The organism is Clostridium aestuarii (genome assembly GCF_026735135.1).
GTDB lineage: Bacteria > Bacillota > Clostridia > Clostridiales > Clostridiaceae > Clostridium_H > Clostridium_H aestuarii.
Map to the genome: position 1 here is coordinate 104,108 of NZ_JAPQER010000002.1, position 20,338 is coordinate 124,445.

Sequence of the window (20,338 nt, forward strand, 5' to 3'; positions counted from 1 at the left end):
TTAGCTTGTGTTTTTTTATATAAAAAATAAGAGAAAGGAAAGACAAAAATGGCTCAAAACAAGAAAAATATAGTATTTTCTATACTCCAAAAAATTGGTAAATCTTTAATGCTTCCAGTATCTGTTTTACCTGCAGCTGGAATTTTATTAAGGCTTGGGCAAGACGATTTATTAGGAAAATATGGTCAAATATTTAGATATTTAGCTACAGCAGGTGGAGCAGTTTTTGAAAATCTTCCAATGATTTTTGCAGTAGGAGTAGCCATAGGGTTTTCAGGGGGGAAATCAGTTGCAGCTTTATCAGCAGTAGTAGGCCAAGTTATATTACAAAGTGTGCTTGAAGCTGCAAGTGAGTATGGAATAAAAATGGCAGCTCAGACAGCAGCAGAAGCACAAAATGTTAGCTTGGATATATTTGTTAAAACATCAAAATATTCTGAGATTGTTAAAGTGAATCAAATTCATATAGGGGTTTTTGGGGGAATTGTAATAGGATTATTAGCAGCAGTATTATATAAAAAATATCATAGGATTAAATTGCCTCAAGTTTTAGGTTTTTTTGGTGGGAAAAGATTTGTACCAATAATAACATCAGTTGCAGCAGTAGTTTTTGCTATAATAGCAGTAATTATTTGGCCGCCGATTCAAGTACAAATAAATATATTTGCAAATTGGGCTAGTAATTCAGTATTAGGACCTGCGTTTTATGCTGCTGGAAAAAGATTGCTTATTCCAGTTGGACTTCATCATATATATTATCCGGTGTTTTTATATGAATTTGGAGAATATGTTGTTAATGGAGTTAGCTATTTTGGAGATTCAACCAGATATTTTTTAGGAGATCCAACGGCTGGAGTATTTATGGCAGCGGAGTATCCAATATTAATGTTTGCTCTTCCAGGAGCTGCAGCGGCTATAATAGCAGCGGCTAATAAAGAAAACAGAAAAAAAGTTACAGGCATGATGCTTTCAGCAGCTTTTGTATCGTTTTTAACAGGTATTACAGAACCGATTGAGTTTTCTTTTATATTTATTGCACCAATGTTATTTATATTCCATGTATTTGCAGCATTTATTTCAGGAATAGTAACAAGTATATTAAATATAAGATTAGGATACACGTTTTCAGCATCAGCTATAGATTACATATTAGGATTTAAATTTGCTGAACATCCGTGGTTAATATGGCCAGTAGGGATAGTATTTTTTGTACTTTATTTTGTTGTGTTTTATTTTTTTATTAAAACAAAAGATATTAAAACACCAGGAAGAGAAGAAAATGAAGATCATGATATTATTCCAATGAATATTAGTGGAAATGCTAAGACTATAAAGATATTAGAGGCTATAGGAGGGGAAAATAATGTAGAAGGGTTAGATTCATGTATAACAAGGCTTAGGTTAAATTTAAAAGATACTTCTAAAGTAAATAAAAAAGCTTTGAAATCATTAGGATCAGCAGGTATTTTTCAAACAGCAAACAATATTCAAGTGATTTTTGGTACGGAAGCAGAAAAAATAAAAGATGATATTCAAGCAATAATTGATAATAAGAATTTTTATAAAAAAAATGTTAATGATGAAGAAAGTTTAGAAGAAAAAAATAGCATTTCCAAATTGTTATTTGCTGAAATAGAAAATCCAATAGATGGAGAAATTGTTTCATTAGATAAAGTTCCAGATGATGTTTTTGCTGAAAGAATATTAGGAGATGGATTTGCTGTTAAGCCAGAAGACAATAGAATTTACTCACCAGTTGATGGAGAAATTTCGGTTATGTTTCCTACTAAACATGCTGTGTCAGTTAATAGTTCAGAAGGATTAGAAGTTCTAGTTCATGTAGGAATAGATACTGTGAAGCTAAATGGAGAAGGATTTACTACTTATGTTAATCAAGGTGATATTGTTAAAAAGGGGGATTTATTAATTTCTTTTAATAAGACTTTAGTTGATAAAAAAGCAAAATCATTAATAGTACCTGTTATAGTAACTAATATGAATAAAGTTAAAGAAATCAATGTGAAATATGGCAATGAATTGAGAGGAAAAAAAGTAGCAGAAATTGAAATGGAGTAGATATTATATAGAATATAATTTTTATTTGCAAAAAAGTACCTATAATAAAAGTGCGTTGTATTTTTATTACTTTATGAATATAAAGTATGGGAATAAAATGCCGATAAATAATTAAAATAATATAATATTGTGATATGATTTTGTTATAGATAAATTTTTTGATTAAATAGATAGGAGTGAATTCTTTGAAAAAAGCGGTGTTTACAGCAAAAACACTAGAGGAGTGCCTTGAAACAGCAAGTATAGAGTTGAAGATTTCAAAGGAAAAAATTAGGTATGAAATACTTGAAGAAAAAAAAGGTTTTTTTAACAAAAAAGTGACTATTAAAATTATAGAAGAAAAGAAAATAAAAAAAGTTAAAAATGGAACTATAAAAACTGAAGATGGAAAAATAATTGTTAAAAATCCTGAAGAAAATGGAAGAGCAGCGACTATAACACCTTCAAAGTCAGTAAAAATTTTAGTAGATGGTACAAAAATAAAAAATAGAAAAGAAGTTTTTGAAGATAGCAAAATAGAAATTGTTTTTGATGAAAATCTTGCGGAAAGAAGGACGAATATAAGTATAAGTCCAGACAAAATGAAAGCTTATATAACAATTAAATTTATACCTGAAAATGTTTATAAATTAAAAGATTCACAACAAAGTTCAGATTTGGTTGTGGAAATTGAAATTAAAGAGCAAAAATTTCCTAGTGCATATACCAGTAAAGAGATAAAAAAAGAATTAATCACAAAAGGGGTAAAATTTGGTATAATAGAAGAAGCTTTGGAAAAATGTATAAATACAGAGAATGTGGACAGCTTGCTTATCGCATGTGGAGAAGAACCATTAAATGGTATAGATGATGAAATTAAAATTAACTTTGATACTGGAAATAATAATAAAGAATTAGTAGCAGATCAAAAAGGAAAAATTGATTATAAAAGTATTGGTTACATTAGACCAGTTGAAAAAAATGATATTTTAGCGGTGAAAAAAGAAGGAATAGAAGGAAAAGATGGTATAGATATTAATGGAAATGTTAAGAAGCATAGGGTTGCTAAAAGGTATCAAATTAAAGCTGGTGAAGGCTGTGAGTTTAAAGATGAGAATACTGTAATTGCAGCTGTAAGTGGAAAACCATCTATAAAGGGAACAACTTTTTTTGTTCATAAAATACATGAGGTCAAAACGGATGTTGATTTAAAGACTGGTAATATAGAATTTATAGGAGATATAATAATTCATGGTAGCATCAAAGAAGGAATGCAGGTTAAAGCTGGATGCGATTTGATTGTAAATAAACATGTCGAAAGAGCTAAAACTTATTCAAAAATGGATACCATTATTGATGGTAATATAATAAACTCAACAATTAATGGTGGTGGAGAAAATATAATAAAATTAAATAAATTAAAAAGCCTAGAGGAACTAACTGCTATTTTAGAAAAATTAATAGAAACTATAGACCATGTTAAAACGTATAATATTTTAGGAAAAGAAGTTCATGATGGTGAAGTGGTCAAGGTTCTTATTGAGAATAAATTTAAATCTATAACTCAAATATGTTTAAATTACATTAAATTAGCTGAAATTGATGAAAATAGTGAAGATAAAAAAATCGCTATTATAATAAAACAAAAATTAATAGGAGCTGCTCCACTTAGTATTAAAAATTGTAATGAACTTAAAAGTTTGTTAAATATTGTTAAAGAAAATATAAAAATGGTAAAAGGAACATTATCAGTTCCAGTAGATGTAAAAATAGGTTATTGTCAAGAGTCAATTATAAATAGTTCAGGTAATGTAATGATTACAGGTAAAGGGGAATATGTTTCTAAAATAACAGCACATGCAAATGTAGAATTTATAAATCCTACAGCTATTGCAAGAGGTGGAATGATAAGGGCTCAAAATGAAATTAAATGTAAAAAAGTTGGGAGTGAAGGGGGCGTATCTACTAAATTGATTATTGGAAAGAACGGTAACATATGGGTAGAAATGGCTTATCAAAATACTTGTTTTGTTGTTGGGGGAAAGGAATACACTCTTGATGTTCCAAGTAAAAGTATTCATGCCTATCTAAACAAGGACGGAGAATTGATAGTAGATAAATTTGCACTATAGAGGAGGAAAGAGAGGATGAATGAAAAAGAAATAAAAGTGTTGATTTTCAGTATAAATGATCAATATTATGCAGCAGATATTATGGAAATTGAAAGAATTTTAGGATATGAAGAGCCTACACAGTTGCCAGATGCGCCTGAATTTGTGAAAGGTGTAATAAATTATCAAGGAAATATAATACCTATAATGAATTTAGCTAAAAAATTTAAAATTTCTCAAGGAAATGTTAACAATGATGCTAAAATAGTAGTTGCAAAACAGGAAAAAAATAGAATTGGTATAATTGTTGATGTGGTTTCAGAAGTTAGTGATGTCAAAACAGAAAATATTGAAGAAGCTCCTGAAATTATAGCAGGTATATCAAAAAGATATATTAAAGGGTTGATAAAAATAAGTGGAAAAATAATAATATTCTTAAATGTTTCTACTATATTAACTCAAGAAGAAAAAAAATTACTTTTGAAATAAGGTGTAGTTTATGGAAAACGAAATTAGAGTAGGTATTGCAGATTTAAATATTGCACTTCCACCTAAAAAACTTATAACAGTCGGATTAGGTTCTTGTGTGGGAATAGCAATTTATGATTCAATTCGTAAAGTTGGTGGGTTAGCTCATATAATGCTGCCTGATAGTACTCAATTTAATAAAGTAACTAATCCTATGAAATTTGCGGATCTTGCTATTCCGTTGCTTATGGACAAGATGATAAAAAAAGGAGCGGTAAAGAGAAATCTAAAGGCAAAGATAGCAGGTGGAGCTTCAATGTTTAATTTTTCAGATAAAAGTCTGATTATGGATATTGGAAATAGAAATAGTGTTTCTGTTAAAAAGGTTTTGAAGGAGTTCGCTATTCCCATTATTGCTGAGGATACTGGAGGAAATAAGGGGAGAACAATGGTTTTTAGTATCGAAAATGGTGTTGTTCAAATAAAGACCGTAGGAAAAGGGGTTAAAGAACTGTAACAGTTTACGGATTTTACGGATGTATTTATAGTTAAAGAACGATGAGGTGATGTAGTTTGAATAAAATTAAAGTTATTGTAGTTGATGATTCAGCGTTAATGCGGAAAATTGTTTCAGATATAATCAATTCAAGGGATAATATGGAAGTTATATCTACTGCTAGAAATGGACAAGATTTGCTTGAAAAGATAAATAAGGGAAAACCAGATGTTATTACATTAGATGTTGAAATGCCTAAAATGGATGGTATAACAACTTTGAAAAAGCTTAAGGAAAATAAATATAGTATCCCTGTAATAATGCTTAGTAGTATTTCCAAGAGTGGTACCGCTTTAACTATGGAATGTTTAGAAAATGGTGCTTTCGATTTTATACCAAAACCTTCAGGTGCTATATCACTTGATATAGAAAAAGTAGCAGAAGAATTAACAAGAAAAATCAAATTAGCTTATAGTAAGAATATCAGTAAAGAGAAAAATCTTTCTGTAAATTTAGAGCAGCGTTTTAATAGAAAGCCTATGAAAAGCGCAAATAGAAGAATACAAAAAATAAATGCTGTTGTTATAGGAGCTTCTACTGGTGGACCTAAAGCGCTATATAATGTTGTTACAAAGTTACCTGATAATTTAGGGGTTCCTGTTTTTATAGTACAACATATGCCTGTTGGCTTTACAAAAGCTTTTGCTGATAGGTTAAATTCAAATAGTGCACTAACGGTAGTAGAGGCAGAAGAAGGACAAAATATATCACAAAATGTGGTTTATGTTGCACCAGGTGGATTTCACATGGAAATTGGAAAGGATAAACAAATTCATTTAAATACAGAACCATCAATTTGGGGAGTTAGGCCAGCTGTGGACAAACTATTTATTTCAGCGGCTAAAGTCTATGGAAAACATCTTCTAAGTGTGGTTCTCACAGGTATGGGTAAGGATGGAGCACAAGGCACTGTTGAAGTTAAAGATAATGGCGGTATTACAATTTCAGAAGATAAATCTACGTGTACAATATATGGTATGCCGAGAGCTGCTTTTGAAACTGGCAAGATAGATGAAGTGATTCCTATTTATGAAATTGCAACTGCTATAATAAAAAATACAAAAGGATAGGAGGTAAATAATGGACTTAGAAGATTTCAAGAAATGGGTTTTAAAAGAATTCAAAATAGATTTATTTGCTTATAAATCCAATCAGTTACATAGAAGGATATTAAGTTTAATGTCCAGAGTGGGCGTTAGTTCAGTAGATGAATACATAAAGCTTTTAAAACAAGATAAAAACCAAAGAATAAGGTTTTTAGATTTTATAACGATTAATGTAACAGAGTTTTTTAGAAATCCAGAAATATTTGATGATTTAAGAAAAAAAAATACAAACTGAACTTATAATTAGAGAAAAAAATTTAAAAATTTGGAGTGCGGCATGTTCTATAGGAGCAGAACCATATTCTATTGCAATGATATTAGATGATCTAAAAACTATGGGGAGACATACTATTTTAGCTACTGATTTGGATGAAACCATATTGGAAAGAGCAAAAAAAGGTGAATATGTTGATTCAGAAATAAAAAACGTGAAACAAGATCAGCTAAAAAAATATTTTACTAAAGTTAATGATAAATATATTATTAATGCTAAAATAAAAAACATGGTAACTTTTAAGAAGCATGATCTTATACTTAATAATTATGACAAAAATTTTGATTTGATAGTTTGTAGAAATGTAGTAATTTATTTTAATCAAGAAGTTAAAAATGAAATTTATAAAAAATTTAGTTCGTCACTAAAAAAAGGTGGTCTCCTTTTTGTTGGTGCGACTGAAAGCATATATAATTACAAAGATTATGGTTTTGAAAAGGCTTCTACATTTATATATAGAAAGCTTTAAGGAGGGAAAAAAGATGGATACATCTCAATATTTATCAATGTTCCTTGAAGAATCGATGGATAATCTTCAAACATTAAATGAATCATTGTTGCAGTTGGAACAAGAACCAGAAGATATAGATAAGTTAAATGAAATTTTTAGAGTTGCGCATACAATAAAAGGTATGGCTGCAACTATGGGATTTAACAATATGGCTGAACTTACTCATAAAATGGAGGATGTACTTTCTCAATTTAGAGAAGGTAAGTTAAAGGTAACTCAAGAAGTTGTAACAGTACTGTTTAAATGTTTAGATACTTTAGAACAAATGGTGGACAATATATCTGAAGGTATAGATGAAACTATTGAAATTGAAGGGCTTATAAGTAGCCTGCATGCGATTACAAACGGAGAAAATATAAAAGAAAAGGAAATAGTAGAATCTGAACCAGATGAAATATCAGAAGTTGCAAATACAATTGAAAATGATTTCTTGGATATAGAAATGAACGAATATGACATTAATATAATAAAGCAAGCTTTAGAAAAAGATTTTAAAGCTCAGAAAATAAAGATAAATTTAGATGAAAGTACTCTTTTAAAATCAGCAAGAGCATTCTTAATTTTTAAATCTCTTGAAGAATTTGGAGAAATAGTTAAATGCATACCATCAGTAGAAGATTTAGAAAATGAAAATTTTGATTTTGAAATACAGCTTGTTTATTTAACACACAAGACAAGAGAAGAAATTTATGATATTTTAATGAATGTGTCTGAAGTTGAGAAAGTTATAGTCGATAATGTAAATGTAAAGACAAATAAGGTGAATGAAGATTTGCCAAAAGATAATTTGCCAAAACAAGAAATAAAGGAACAACCACAAGTTGAAGAAAAATTGGAAATAGAAGAAAAAATACAAATTCAAGAAAAGACTACCATTAAACCTAAAGAATCTAAGAAGAAACCTAAAGAAAAGAAACATAAAAAAGTACATCAATCTGTAAGAGTAGATTTAGAGAGATTGGATAAGTTTATGAACATGGTTTCAGAACTTGTTATTCATAGAACAAGATTGGAACAAATAAGTACTAATTATAGATCTACAGAGCTAAATGAAACTTTAGAACAAGTAGCTAGAACTACATCCGATTTACAAGATCTTGTTATGAAAATTAGAATGCTTCCATTAGAAACTGTATTTAATAGATTTCCAAGAATGGTAAGAGATTTATCAGTGGAATTAGATAAAGAACTGAATTTTATAGTAAAAGGTCAGGATACAGAACTAGATAGAACTGTTATAGATGAAATAGGTGAACCTCTAATTCACTTAATAAGAAATGCTGTAGATCATGGAATAGAAAGTAGAGAAGAAAGAACAGCTAAAGGTAAAGATCCTGCTGGGAAAATCAAACTTATTGCATATCAGGAAGGAACAAAGGCTGTTATAAAAGTAGAAGATGACGGAGCTGGAATTAATATAGAAAAAGTTCGTCAAAAAGCTCAAAAATCAGGAATTAATACAGAGGGAATGAGTGAAAATGATATAAAAAACCTTATTTTTGCTCAAGGACTTAGCACCAATGATAGTGTAACGGATGTATCTGGAAGAGGCGTTGGAATGGATGTTGTTAAAACAAAAATCAGCTCTCTTGGTGGAACAGTAGAAGTTATAAGTGAAGTTGACAAGGGGTCAACATTTATTATAAGATTACCATTGACACTTCAAATTATCCAAGCACTTCTTGTTGATGTTGGAAGTGAAACAATGGCTATTTCATTAGGATATATAGATAGGGTTATAGATTATGATGAAAGTAAAATAATGAGAAGTGACAATAAAGAAGTTATAATTTATAATGAAAATGTAATTCCGCTTATAAGGGTAAATGAAAAATTAGATATTGAGAAAGCTGACAGCAGTAGAAACTATATTGTAATCGTCAAAGTTGGAGAAAAAACAGTAGGGCTTTTAGTGGATGGACTTCTTGGACAGAGAGAGACGGTAATAAAACCTTTAGGCAAAACATTAAAAGGATTAAAAGAATATATAGGAGCAACTATATATGGTGATGGACTAGTTACTTTGATACTTGATGTTGCAGCCTTAATATAAGGGGGAAATATAATGAAATATCTTGAAATGACTCCGATGCAGCTTGATGCTTTAAGAGAAGTTGGAAATATTGGAGCTGGTAATGCGGCAACTGCAATGTCTCAACTATTAAATAAAAAGATAGATATGACAGTACCAGCAGTAAATATTTTACCATTCAATGATGTTTTTTCTGATGAAGGTACAGAAAATGTTGTTATTGGGGTTATGGTAAGGGTACTTGGCGATATACCAGGAAATATATTATTTGTAATGGAAAAAGAAACAGCATTTGATATTATTAAAATGCTCACAGGAATTGAAGAAGAACAATTAAGTGAAATGGGAAATTCTGTTTTATGTGAAATAGGAAATATTATAGCAACTTCATATATGAATGCTATAGCCAAATTTACTAATTTAGTTATAACACCATCAGTCCCAGCCGTTACATATGATATGATGGGTGCCATATTATCTACTACTTTTATTGAATCAGGCCAATTTGATGAACAAGTACTTGATATAGAAACTAGATTTTTACAAAATAATAAGACTGAAGAAATAGGTGGGCATTTTTATTATGTGCCTATGCCTGGATCTTTAGAAAAAATATTAAATATATTAGGAATAAATTAATGGAGGGTGTAAAACATGTCTAGAGTATTAATTGTTGATGATGCTGCTTTTATGAGAATGATGATAAAAGATATATTAGAGAAAAACGGATTTGAAGTAGTTGGTGAAGCTAGTAATGGTTTTAAAGCTGTAGAAATTTATAAAAATGAAAAACCAGATGTTGTTACAATGGATATAACAATGCCAGATATGGATGGAATTGAAGCCGTTAAAGCTATAAGAGAATTTGATTCAAATGCAAAAATAATTATGTGTAGTGCTATGGGACAGCAAACAATGGTTATGGATGCAATAAGAGCAGGAGCAAAAGACTTTATTGTAAAACCATTCCAAGCTGAAAGAGTACTTGAAGCTATTAGAAAGGCAATAGGCTAATATAGGAGTAGGGGGAAAATAATAATGCAAGTAGTTATATTTAAACTTGGTAATGAGCAAATTGCAGTAGAAACTGCAAGAGTTCAAAATATCACTGATATGATGAAAATAACAAGAGTCCCTAAATCTCCACAGTATATAAAAGGATTAATTAACTTAAGGGGAAATGTTATTTCACTTTTAGATATAAATCTGTTGTTAGATATTGATAAAAGAGAAGATGAAAAACAAGAAAATGTAATTATACTAAGAATGGAAGATGAACAGGTTGGTATAACAGTAGATGGAGTAGATGAAGTTTTAGAAATAGAAGAAGATATGATAGAAAAAGTTGATGAACAGAAAAAACTTTATATAAAAGGAATTATCAATTTTAAAGATAGGGTAGTAACTTTGATAGATATAGATAAATTGTTTGTAAATTAGTAAAGAAATGAGGGACAAGCATGGCAGACGTTTTATCACAAGGAGAAATAGATGCCCTTTTAGCTGCCTTGAATTCTGGTGAAATAAATCCAGAAGAACTGGAAAAAGAAGAAGAAAAGCAAAAAGTTAAACCGTATGATTTTAGAAGACCTCAAAAATTTTCAAAAGATCACATAAGAACCCTTGAGCTTATTCATGATAATTTTGCTAGAATTATTTCTAATTATCTGACTGCACAGGTGAGAACTAATGTTAAGGTAAAAATAGAAACGGTACAGCAAATAACTTATGAGGAATTTATTCACTCGGTGCCTAACCCTACTATATTAACTGTATTTAAAATGCCTCCTTTAAGTGGATCTATACTTTTTGAAACAAATCCTCAGTTTGTATATAGAATTATTGATGTTCTTTTAGGCGGCTCAGGGGTAGGCGAATATAAAACTCGTGAATTTACTGATATTGATAAAAATATTATTAAACAGGTAAATAAAGGGATGGTTTCTAATTTAAAGCTTGCATGGGAAGATGTATTGGAAGTAGAACCTGAAATAGAAGGATTGGAAACAAATCCAGCATTAAATCAGACGTTGGCTCCTAATGAACCAGTTGCTTTAATAACATTTACAGTAGAGATGGGTGGTACTAGTACATTTATAAATATATGTATTCCATATCTTAGCATAGAAAAAATTCTTGATAAGCTAGTTGTTCAATATTGGTTTAGAGAAAATGATTTAGATATAATAAAGGAATCTAAAGAAAAGCTCAGAAATAGAATAGATGCTGTTGAATTGAATTTAACAGCGATGCTAGGGTCTGCAAGTGTAACTGTAGAGGATTTCTTGAAGTTATCTATTGGTGATATAGTAACTTTAGATACTGTGACTACAGATGCTATTAAAGTTAACGTAGAAGATCAACCTTATTTATATGCTAAGCCTGGAATTATTGGCAAGAATAAGGGCGTTCATATACTGGATATTATTAATAAGGATGTGGAAAAAGATGAATAGTGATAATGGATTTCTTTCTCAAGAGGAAATAGATGCACTATTAAATGGAGGAAGCAGCTCTGAATCTATAGAAGAATCAAGTGATTCTAATAGTGGAACTAATGTTACAACAGAAAATGCATATAATGAAAATAGCATCAACACTGCTACAAATAATTCAGTGGGTGGAGTTGTATCTAACATAGAAAAAGATTTGTTAGGCGAAATAGGAAATATTTCTATGGGTTCAGCTTCAACAGCACTTTCTACAGTGATTGGTCAACCTGTAAATATAACAACACCTAAAGTTGAGGTTACAACTTTAAAGGAATTAAAAGGTACTTTTGAAGTACCTAATATAGCTCTAGAAGTAGAATATACAAGTGGAATAGTTGGTCAAAATTTACTTATAATGAAAATTCCTGATGCTGCTATAATTGCTGATTTAATGATGGGTGGAGATGGAAAGCCAGATTCATCAAAGGAACTTACAGAAATAGAAGAAAGTGCTGTTTCGGAAGCTATGAATCAAATGATAGGCTCAGCAGCTACATCAATGGCTACTATGTTTGCTCGTGAAGTTAATATATCGCCTCCTAAATTTAAAATTTGGGAAGATGTTACATTTCCATTAACTGAGGATATATCTGAAGATGAAGATGTAATAAGAGTATCATTTAACATGAAGATTGGTAATTTAGTGGATAGTACTATTATGCAAATTTTACCACAAAAAACTGCTAAAAAAATAGTATCAATAATGATGGGGCAGGAAGAGGTTCCTCAAAATACTCAACCACAGCAACAACTTCATGAAGAAATAGCTCCCAAACCTCAAGTACAGCCTAAACCACCAGAAATTCATTATGAACAGCCAACGTATAATTCTGTACCTCAACCGGAAATCAATGTACAGAAGGCTTCATTCCAACCACTTAAAGAGGTGGCGGTTAATGAATTGCCTAAAAATATTGATTTGATACTTGATGTACCACTTGAAATTTCAGTGGTGCTAGGAAAAGCTAAAATGAATATAAAAGATGTGTTAAATCTTGGAAACGGTTCTCTTGTTGAGTTAGATAGATTAGCTGAGGAGCCAGTAGAAATTTTAGTTAATGGCAAAAAAGTTGCTTATGGAGAAGTGGTTGTTGTAGATGAAAATTTTGGTGTGAGAATAGTTAATATAGTAAGCGGTGAGGAAAGAGTTAGAACTCTTGGGGGAAAATAGCTAATTTTAGTGTTTAGATGTCGAGAATAATGTTATAGGTTCTTAAATGTTGAAAAATATAATGTTTTTTATAAATAGCAATACAAAAAAGGTAATTAGTTTTTCTAATTACCTTTTTGTATTACTATTGTAAAATATTAAATAGATATACAACGAAACTTAAAGGGTAGTTTTAAGTAAAGCTAATATTTGAAGTCCTTTGTATATAATTGTTAAGGAAAATAAATGCAAATTTGAGTATATAAAACTGCATTTTATTAATGTTTTCAACTTTAATTTTAAAAATGCACTTATGCTGTCTACTTTACTTCATAAGCTATGGAAGAATTTTAAATAAAATTTTAATACAGTACAAATATAAATTTAAAATGAATTTTTTCCTGCAATTTGCTTATTTTTTATTAAATTTGTATAAACTTTAATATATCTAAATCGATAATATTAACATAGAAATTAGTGAGAAGTATTAAGGAGTGTAAAATATGAAGGTTACAGGAGCAAGTGGAAGTAAAATTATAAATATATATGGAAAAAATAGCAATAGGATTCAAAAAAACCATAAAAGTTCGGTTAAAAAAGATTCTTTAGAAATTTCTAATGTAGCTAGAAGTCTTAGTTCTTTGGTAGATAACGAAAAAAATTTAATTTCAAAGAAAAGATTAGAAGAAATAAAAAACCAAATATCAAAGGGAACATATAATGTAGATTCTAAATTAATTGCAAAAAAAATGTTAGACATTATGAAAGGAAAAGATGTTTAAATAATAAATTTTGAAATTTAAAACTTATTTTCTTAATTTTATATTAAAATATCTATAAATAAGTTTGGGTTTAAATATATAGTATATTAAGTTAAAGAGTATAAATTTAAGTTGACTATTAATTAGAAAAGAGGATGGGGAAAATGTATAATGAACAATCAGTAAAAACTAATGAAGAATTAATTAATAATCAGCAATTCAAGACAGAATTAGAGGAAGTAATGAAAGGGCAGTTTAAGTCGCTAGAACAACTTCTATTGGTTTTGGAACAGCAGCATGAATATATAGTAAAAAATGATGTTTTTAATATGGAATCTTGTGTAAAAAAAGTGCAAGAATGTAGTAAAAAAGTGGCTAAAGTAGAATTGAAACGAAGGGACTTAATTCAAGGGCAAAATATGGGTAAATTAATTAAAAAAATGAACGATAAAGAACTAGATGAAAGTTTTAGAGAGTTACAAATGCTTTTAAATGAAGTTAAACTTCAAAAGGATACTAATGAATTGCTTATAAAGCATGGACTTAGTTATGTGAATAAAATGCTTGGAGTATTAAATCCAGATAGACAGGCAAAAACATATAATTCATATGGAAACATGAGAAGATAAAAAAGAATGAGGTGAATAGAATGCCAGGGTTATTTTCGACATTTAATATAGGAAGAAGAGGGTTAACAGCTCAACAGGCAGCTATAGAGGTAACGGCACACAATATATCTAACGCTAATACTGAAGGATATACAAGACAAAGAGTTACTTTAGAAACTACTAGACCATATTGTAATCCTTCAATGAACAGTGCTGTGGGACCAGGGCAGATTGGTACTGGAGTAGAAGTAGCTGCAATTACTCGTGTAAAAAATAAATTTATGGATTATCAAGTAAGAAGAGAAACAAGTACCCTTGGACAATATGAAGCAAGAGATAAATTTTTAAGTGAAATAGAAAGTATATTTAATGAACCATCAGATACGGGATTATCAACTTTGATAGGAAAATTTTTCGATTCGTGGCAGCAGTTATCAAAACAGCCTCAAAGTTCAAATGCAAGAACTGTAGTAGCACAACAAGCAGCAGCCTTTGCAAATGAATTGAATCATGAATATAATCAACTTAAAACCATGAAGGGCAATGTTCATGAGGTTATAAGTGATACTGTATTTAATGCGAATAATATATTGAATCAGATAAGTCAATTAAATCAAGAAATAGTTAGTGTTAAAGTTTCAGGAATGGAACCAAATGACCTAATGGACAGAAGAGATTTACTTATAGATAAATTAAGTAAGAATTTTAATTTGGATATTAGTCCGGATGATTATAATTCACTTAATTTAACACCAGTAGATACAGCTGCATCTGATGATGTTGCAGGGGTATTTGAATATACATTTGATGGAACAACAAACTTAACTGAGGGACAAACAATTGTAATCGATGGTGAAACATGGACAGCTAAATCTATATCAGCAATTCCACCAGCAGATTCTTCAAACAAAGAGTTTGAAATAGGGTCAGATTTAAATGATACTTTAGGAAAATTAAAAGATTTAATGAATGATTCTACAAATGGTTCTAATAACTATATAGCGGAATATGATGTTGTTACTAATAAATTAACATTAACACAGAAAACACCAGAGAGTGTGGCAATAGCACCTAAAATTACAGGAACTTATATGGATGATAATAAAATTACAGAAATAAATGTTGATGTTACTGTAAAAGGAAAGGCTGAAAGTAGTACCAATGGTGTATTTGAATATACGCTTAATGGAGAAAATTTGAGCCCTGATCAAACAATTGTAATTGATGGTGAAACATGGATAGCTAAAGATACAGCAGCAATTCCAGCAGCAAATCCTGCAAACAAAGAATTTGTAATAGGAGCAGATTTAAATGATACTTTAAATAACTTAAAAGATTTAATGAATAATTCTACAAATGGTTCTGCTAAATATACAGCAGAATATGATGCTAATAAATTAACATTAACACAGAAAACACCATCTAATGCAGCAATAGCACCAGAAATTACAGGAACTTATATGAATGCTAATAAAATGACAGAAGTAAATGTTAATGTTGCTGTAGAAGGAACGTTTGATAGTGGTACTAAGGCTATATTTGAATGTACATTTGATGGAATAACAAACTTAACTGATGGAAAAACAATTGAAATTAATGGTGAAACATGGACAGCTAAAACTGCACCAGTAGATGCTTCAAACAAAGAATTTGAAATAGGTGGAACATTAAATGATACTTTAAATAACTTAAAAGATTTAATGAATGATCCTGATTCTACAAAGGGTTCTGCTAAATATACAGCAGAATATGATGCTACTACTAATAAATTAATATTAACACAGAAAACACCAGCAGATGTAGTTTTAGCACCACCGATTACTGGAACTTATATAGGGGTATCTTCTAATGTTGTTGCAGAAGGAGTTAATGTTGAAAAATCTTTTGTTAAAGCTAAATATCCTGATACCGCAAGTAGACTTTCTTATATAACTAGCGTAGAACATGATTCTGATTATGAAACAATAACTGTTAGGTATGCAAAAAATGGAGATATAAATAATGAAGGAAAAGAAATAAAACTAGATTTAAGGTCTATAACAGATAAGTCAAAACGTCAAGAAATGTTTGCAGAAATAGATCAAACTAGAGTAATTTGGGCCCAAAATGATGGAACAACGTATGGTGAAGATGAAGATATTGATCCTACTTCAATTAATATAAAAATTGAGGAACAAGCTGATTTGAATGAAAAACTTCATTTGTTTAGACCATCTAGCGGTGAACTTAAAGGATATATGTCTGTACAGAAAGATGCAGATAAATACATAAATCAACTTAATAATTTAGCAAAAGGATTTGCATTTGCTGTTAATACTATTCATAGTGGAGTATCAGATGTTTCAGAGGTACCAACAACAGATCCTTTAACGAGTCCTAATACGGATTATATGCCTTTTTTTGTAAATTCGGATGCGGCTGAAGGTCAATATACAAATCATGAAATTACAGATAATACAGCACTAAAAAATATTTTAGATGGTGAAGCTGAAATAACAGCAGGAAATATATCAATAAATGAGCAAATATTAAATGATGTTATGCAGATAAAAACAAGGACTAATGATAATAAATATGCTTATGCAGGAGAGAACAATGAGGATGGAGAGGTTGATGGAAATAGAGCACTTGCTATAGCACAGCTTAGAGATACATTACTTGAAACTCAGCATATGAAAACTGACACAACAAGAAAAACTTTTATAGAAAGTATGACAGGTGGAGATTCTTTAAAAAATGGTGGACTAGTAATGTCTGAAGAATTAGGACTTTATACAATTAAAAGTAATACAAATGGAATGAACATGGATAATTATTTTAAAAGTACAGTAGATAATCTTGGTATAGGAGAACAAGAAGCAAGAAGAATGGTTAAAAACCAACATACAATGCTTGCAGGATTTGAGGAAAGAAGAGCTTCTATTTCAGGAGTATCACTAGATGAAGAAATGTCCAATTTGGTTCAATATCAGCATGGATATCAAGCAAATGCTAAAGTGATTTCTACAGTAGATGAACTTTTAGACGTACTAATCAATGGTTTAAAGAGATAGCACCTAAAACTTAAAAATGAACGGAGTGAGTTTAAAATGCGTGTAACAAATAAAATGCTTTCTAATAGCTTTTTAAATGATATGAGGACTAATCTTGAACATATGAAAACACTTCAAGAACAGTTAACATCAGGGAAACAGATTAGAAAACCTTCAGATGATCCATTTAAGGTTGCAAGGACAATGCAGCTTCATACAGAAATAGATGCCAATAAACAGTATAATGAAAACATTAGCGATACTATAAATTGGCTTGATACAACAGATACAGCAATAGGTCAATTAGGAGACGTAGTTCACAGAGTAAGAGAGCTTTTAATATCAGCTGGAAATGCAGGATATAGTAAAAATGAAAGAAGAGCTATCAAAGATGAGATAAATGAAAAAATAGGTGAATTTTCACAAATAATGAATACTTCTTTTGACGGTAAATATCTTTTTGGTGGAAGTCGTGCTACTACTAAGCCTGTGGATGTTAAAGGCGGAGTTGAATATAAGGGTGCTTTAAAGGTAAATATAAATATCTCAGATTTAAATGAAACTCTTAAGAGTAAAGATGTTGAAATTAAATTAAATGATGGAAGTGCATCAAGTCAAACTATTACTTTAACTAAAGATACTACTGGTAAAAAATTTAAAGATATATCTGCACTAGCAAGTGAAATTAATAAGCAATTAAATGAAGATAACAAACCATTTAAAGGTAAACTAAAGGCTGTTCCTATCATAAGTGAAAGCTCAATAACTTTTGTTTATGATGAAGCTAAAGTGGATGCAAGTACTGATCCAACTGAAATTAACGTTAAGGCAGATAATATTAGTGGGTTAGATGGAAAAGTAATTAATAAAGCAACGGTGAATGACTCGGGAAATGCTGAATTAGTTTACTACAAAAAAGGTGGCGCACAATTAGAAACGGTAGAAGATAGCGATACTGATGATGGTAAACAATATAATATGTTAAATCAAAAGCTAAAAACAGAAATATCTCAAGGTGTTATTATGGATTACAATGTAACAGCTCCAGAAATATTGAAATTTAAGAATTCAGAAAATAAAGAGTTAGATTTAAAAGAAATATTTGAAGCTATAACTAATCATCTTGATGGAAAAGATTCAAAAGGTACAGAGTTAGATGATGATGCAATAGGTAAATTAGTAAAAGAAGATCTCCAAAATATAACAGATGCTATGGATAATATTTTAAAGGTTCGTTCAGAAGTAGGTGCAAAACAAAACAGAATGGAAAGTGCAAAGCAAGTAAATGTGGATAGAAATTTCAATATGACGGAAATACTATCTAAAACAGAAGATATAGATATAACAGAAAAAACAATGGAATTTGCTACAATGCAGACGGTATATATAGCGTCACTTCAAACAAGTGCAAAAGTACTACAGCCGTCACTTATGGACTATCTTAGATAATTTAAAAGCAATTGATAATTGACAGTTGACAATGGATAATGAAGGATGTTTTTCTTGCAGAAAAATTAAAATACAAGTTTGATAACATAGTTTTGCATTAGCAAAACATCTATAACTGTCAATTTTTAATTAAAGAAAGTGGGAGAATGATAGCATGGAGCTAAAAACTAAATGTCATGGAATACATCAGTATGAAGAAAAAGATATAATAACTTTTAAAAATGGATTTCCAGGGTTTAAAGATTTGAAAAAATTTATAATGTTTCCTGTTGAAGATAATACTATGTTTAGTATATTGCATGCTATAGAAGATGAACAAATTGGATTTATAGTAGTATCACCTTTTGATGTTATGAAGGATTATGAACTGAATTTAGATGATGAAATTATAGAAAAATTAAAAATAAAAAATTCAGAAGCGGTTATGATAGTTAATACTGTTACTTTAAGTTCTAAAATTGAAGATATAACCACTAACTTAAGAGCTCCTATAGTTATTAATACAAAAGAAATGTTAGGGGAACAATTAATATTAAATAATGAAAATTATTTAATAAAATATCCGTTATTTAAGGGTGATGCTTAATGTTGGTTATAAAGAGAAAAAAAGGTGAATCTCTATTAATAGGAGAAAATATAGAAGTAACAGTAATAAGTATAGAGAACGGAGCAGTTAAACTAGCAATCAATGCACCTAAAACTGTATCAATACTTAGAAATGAATTGTATAAAGAAGTAACAGAAGAAAACAAAAAAGCAGCAATAGGAGATATGTCTTTACTAAAGAAGCTAAAAAAAGATAAATGATTTTATTATAGATGACAATTGTCATCTACGGAACTATTAGGGGGGGATAGCATGGAGGTTAATGGAATAAGTCAAGGAAGGCAAATAAGAATAAGTACATATAATAATTTAAATAACAGTGGAGATTCTCAGGTAGCTGATGTGGTTGAGGTGCAGCCAGTTAGAAAAAATGAAAATGCTAGTAAAGAATTTGAGCATGGACAGGCACAGCAAAAAAATGCAGAAGAAAAAGATATAAAAAAAGCTGTAGATAAATTAAATAAATTTCTTGAAGGTGAAAAAACTCATGTTGAATATGAAAGACATGATAAATTTAAAAACGAGTTCATAATAAAGATAATAAATAATAAAACAAAAGAAGTTATAAAAGAAATACCACCTAAAAAAATATTAGATATGGTTGCTGAAATGTGTAAGCTTGCAGGAGTTATATTTGATAAAAAAGCTTAAAATACAATTTTTAACTGAATTTTAGGGGTGATTTTATGGAGTATAAACTAAATAAAATTGATATTGAACTTCGTCAAAGGGTTCATGATGCTACTAAAAAAGGAAAAATTCATGGTAATAAAGATTTAAACAAGATTGATAAGGATAAAAGAGAACATAAGAAGGAAGAAAGAGAAGGAAATTTTAAAGAGAAATTAGCTAAGCAAAAGAAGAAAAAGAAAATTACGGTAGATGCAGTTAAGGCGGAAAATGTAAATATAGAAGCATTTAAAGAAGAAGTATCAGCAGGAAAATTTTTGAACATTAAAAAATAAATATTGATTGAGAAAATTGCATAATTTTAAGATTATATAGTTGTGTGTAAATTTTAATTATGCAATTTTTTCAATTATATATGGTGAATATTTGTTATAAGTTATGCAGTTACATTTGCAGAGTAGCTTTTATTTACTAATTGTAAAGTTCCTAAAATTAAT

General features: G+C 29.6%; 19 protein-coding genes and 1 pseudogene. All 20 read left to right on the top strand.

The window, feature by feature from the left end:
• Positions 1 to 48 precede the first annotated feature (48 nt).
• The 20 genes and pseudogenes from OW763_RS04655 to OW763_RS04750 all read left to right on the top strand — a co-directional run bounded on the left by OW763_RS04655 (position 49) and on the right by OW763_RS04750 (position 20,176).
• Entirely contained in the window at positions 49 to 2,076 is a 2,028-nt protein-coding gene (locus OW763_RS04655) for a PTS sugar transporter subunit IIABC (RefSeq protein ID WP_268039918.1), read from the top strand.
• 176 nt (positions 2,077 to 2,252) lie between these two features.
• Positions 2,253 to 4,187, top strand: coding sequence for a flagellar assembly protein A (locus OW763_RS04660; protein WP_268039919.1), 1,935 nt, complete (start codon positions 2,253 to 2,255; stop codon positions 4,185 to 4,187).
• Between the two features lie 15 nt (positions 4,188 to 4,202).
• Positions 4,203 to 4,655, top strand: a complete 453-nt coding sequence (locus tag OW763_RS04665; RefSeq protein WP_268039920.1) for a chemotaxis protein CheW — start codon at positions 4,203 to 4,205, stop codon at positions 4,653 to 4,655.
• Between the two features lie 10 nt (positions 4,656 to 4,665).
• Positions 4,666 to 5,151: a chemotaxis protein CheD gene (locus tag OW763_RS04670; protein ID WP_268039921.1), complete on the top strand. Its 486-nt coding sequence runs from the start codon at positions 4,666 to 4,668 to the stop codon at positions 5,149 to 5,151.
• Between the two features lie 56 nt (positions 5,152 to 5,207).
• Positions 5,208 to 6,260 (top strand): protein-glutamate methylesterase/protein-glutamine glutaminase, encoded by a 1,053-nt coding sequence (locus OW763_RS04675; protein ID WP_268039922.1) that lies wholly within the window; start codon positions 5,208 to 5,210, stop codon positions 6,258 to 6,260.
• 10 nt (positions 6,261 to 6,270) lie between these two features.
• A pseudogene (locus OW763_RS04680) lies at positions 6,271 to 7,039 on the top strand (CheR family methyltransferase).
• A 13-nt stretch (positions 7,040 to 7,052) separates the two neighbouring features.
• The gene (locus tag OW763_RS04685; protein ID WP_268039923.1) at positions 7,053 to 9,134 is read left to right on the top strand and encodes a chemotaxis protein CheA; all 2,082 of its coding nucleotides are present in this window, start codon (positions 7,053 to 7,055) and stop codon (positions 9,132 to 9,134) included.
• 12 nt (positions 9,135 to 9,146) lie between these two features.
• Positions 9,147 to 9,752 (top strand): chemotaxis protein CheC, encoded by a 606-nt coding sequence (locus tag OW763_RS04690; RefSeq protein ID WP_268039924.1) that lies wholly within the window; start codon positions 9,147 to 9,149, stop codon positions 9,750 to 9,752.
• Between the two features lie 15 nt (positions 9,753 to 9,767).
• Positions 9,768 to 10,127 (top strand): response regulator, encoded by a 360-nt coding sequence (locus OW763_RS04695; protein ID WP_268039925.1) that lies wholly within the window; start codon positions 9,768 to 9,770, stop codon positions 10,125 to 10,127.
• A gap of 24 nt (positions 10,128 to 10,151) precedes the next feature.
• A complete protein-coding gene (locus OW763_RS04700) occupies positions 10,152 to 10,553 on the top strand; it encodes a chemotaxis protein CheW (RefSeq protein ID WP_268039926.1) in 402 nt (133 codons plus the stop codon).
• A gap of 20 nt (positions 10,554 to 10,573) precedes the next feature.
• Positions 10,574 to 11,569: a flagellar motor switch protein FliM gene (fliM, locus tag OW763_RS04705; protein ID WP_268039927.1), complete on the top strand. Its 996-nt coding sequence runs from the start codon at positions 10,574 to 10,576 to the stop codon at positions 11,567 to 11,569.
• Positions 11,562 to 12,776, top strand: coding sequence for a flagellar motor switch phosphatase FliY (gene fliY / locus OW763_RS04710; protein WP_268039928.1), 1,215 nt, complete (start codon positions 11,562 to 11,564; stop codon positions 12,774 to 12,776). Before fliM ends, fliY begins: the two co-directional genes overlap by 8 nt.
• A 482-nt stretch (positions 12,777 to 13,258) precedes the next feature.
• Complete coding sequence (gene flgM, locus OW763_RS04715; protein WP_268039929.1) at positions 13,259 to 13,537, top strand: flagellar biosynthesis anti-sigma factor FlgM; 279 nt, start codon at positions 13,259 to 13,261, stop codon at positions 13,535 to 13,537.
• A gap of 143 nt (positions 13,538 to 13,680) precedes the next feature.
• The gene (locus OW763_RS04720; protein ID WP_268039930.1) at positions 13,681 to 14,145 is read left to right on the top strand and encodes a flagellar protein FlgN; all 465 of its coding nucleotides are present in this window, start codon (positions 13,681 to 13,683) and stop codon (positions 14,143 to 14,145) included.
• Positions 14,146 to 14,165: 20 nt separating this feature from the next.
• The gene (gene flgK, locus OW763_RS04725) at positions 14,166 to 17,177 is read left to right on the top strand and encodes a flagellar hook-associated protein FlgK (RefSeq protein WP_268039931.1); all 3,012 of its coding nucleotides are present in this window, start codon (positions 14,166 to 14,168) and stop codon (positions 17,175 to 17,177) included.
• A gap of 36 nt (positions 17,178 to 17,213) precedes the next feature.
• Positions 17,214 to 18,605, top strand: a complete 1,392-nt coding sequence (flgL, locus tag OW763_RS04730; protein ID WP_268039932.1) for a flagellar hook-associated protein FlgL — start codon at positions 17,214 to 17,216, stop codon at positions 18,603 to 18,605.
• A gap of 154 nt (positions 18,606 to 18,759) precedes the next feature.
• On the top strand, positions 18,760 to 19,191 hold the full coding sequence (gene fliW / locus OW763_RS04735) for a flagellar assembly protein FliW (RefSeq protein ID WP_268039933.1): 432 nt from the start codon (positions 18,760 to 18,762) through the stop codon (positions 19,189 to 19,191).
• Entirely contained in the window at positions 19,191 to 19,412 is a 222-nt protein-coding gene (gene csrA / locus OW763_RS04740) for a carbon storage regulator CsrA (RefSeq protein WP_268039934.1), read from the top strand. The genes fliW and csrA overlap by 1 nt, the downstream gene beginning before the upstream one ends.
• A gap of 51 nt (positions 19,413 to 19,463) precedes the next feature.
• The gene (locus OW763_RS04745; RefSeq protein WP_268039935.1) at positions 19,464 to 19,862 is read left to right on the top strand and encodes a flagellar protein FlaG; all 399 of its coding nucleotides are present in this window, start codon (positions 19,464 to 19,466) and stop codon (positions 19,860 to 19,862) included.
• Positions 19,863 to 19,897: 35 nt separating this feature from the next.
• Complete coding sequence (locus OW763_RS04750) at positions 19,898 to 20,176, top strand: hypothetical protein (RefSeq protein WP_268039936.1); 279 nt, start codon at positions 19,898 to 19,900, stop codon at positions 20,174 to 20,176.
• Positions 20,177 to 20,338 lie beyond the last annotated feature (162 nt).